At 55.5% G+C, this 1,228-nt stretch carries 1 protein-coding gene; it reads right to left on the reverse strand.

Annotated elements, in window-relative coordinates; all coding sequences use genetic code 11:
• Positions 1-751, reverse strand: a 751-nt coding sequence (locus UR289_RS21810) for a hypothetical protein (RefSeq protein WP_320711584.1), incomplete at its 3' end; no start/stop codon positions are given.
• Between the last annotated feature and the right edge of the window lie 477 nt (positions 752-1,228).

Consider the following 1,228-nt stretch of genomic DNA (forward strand, 5'->3'; position numbering starts at 1 on the left):
CGATCAGGTACGGGCTTTTCGGGTTGTCGGAGAAGACAAAATAGCCGTTGTTGCCCGACGGCAGCGGGTAAGCGCTGGTGTCGACGCGCTGGCCCTGATAGTGCCCGACGGTACCGCCCTGCGCGGTTCGGAGATCGGCGGTGGTGACCCCGGCGTTCGCCAGTGCGCCCAGCTGGCCGAGGTTCGCATCGCCTTTCTGCGTGGTGGCAACGTTGCTGAGAGGCGTGCCGGACGCGCCGCCGTTTTCCAGCGCGCCGCCGCCGTTAAGCTGCTGCAGCGCCCCCTGGAGCCGATCGTTCCACTGCGGCGAGGTCACCGCCACGCTGCCGGCAGCGTTCAGCCCCTGTTTTTGCACACCGCTGCCGATGGTCTGGTTGCTGAGGGAGTTCAGCGACGGGGTGGAGATAACGTTGCTGACGCCGCCTGCGTTGGCGGTGGTACTGGTGTTGCTGATGTTGCTGGTGAAGTTTGCGGTGACGTTGCCGCCCGCCTGGATGACGGCACGGTATGTTTCACCATTTTCACTTTCTGTGACATGCCCATCTAATACATAGGTTACGTCATTGTCGTAGTAAGTATTGCGATGGGTTGGAGAGTAGGAGCCAGGAGAACCCCCGCCATATGAGGGGCTTACATATTTATATACAGCATATTCTGTATAAGTTCCGCTCTGATAGCTCTGATTATTCAGCGTGTTTCCTGCAAGCGTAATATTGCTATTCGCCAGGATTGCACTCGCCTGATTGTTCAACTCTGCGGCAGTGATAGTCAGGTTACGCCCGGAAGAAATACGAGCGCTTCCACCCTCAGCATTTACAACCTGCGCTATCTGATTTAGTGCATATTTACGTGTTTCATAGCCTGTAATTGGTTTGTAATAGTAATGGGTATCCTCATACAAGAAACAGGGAACTCCCCCACATGTACCTGAACCGTCATGGGTATAAGTGCTGTATTTATCCCGAACAAGCGTATCGATTCCGAGAACCGACACAGGTATGTCAACAGTTGCCTGCCCAACCCAACCATACGCTGGCGACGCACTTGTTGTTGTGGTTGACGTTAATCCATCACGCTGATTTAACAGGCTGGCAGTCTTAACCGTAATATCCCCATTCTGCGTCTCAATATTCCCCGACGTGTTCACCACCTGGCTGTTCGCATTCCCCGCCGCATCCCGCTGCATCCACAGGTTGTTCCCCGCCATGATGTCGCCGCGCCGGTTGGT

It is taken from the genome of Enterobacter sp. 302C9 (genome assembly GCF_034106085.1).
GTDB classification, from domain to species: domain Bacteria; phylum Pseudomonadota; class Gammaproteobacteria; order Enterobacterales; family Enterobacteriaceae; genus Enterobacter; species Enterobacter asburiae_B.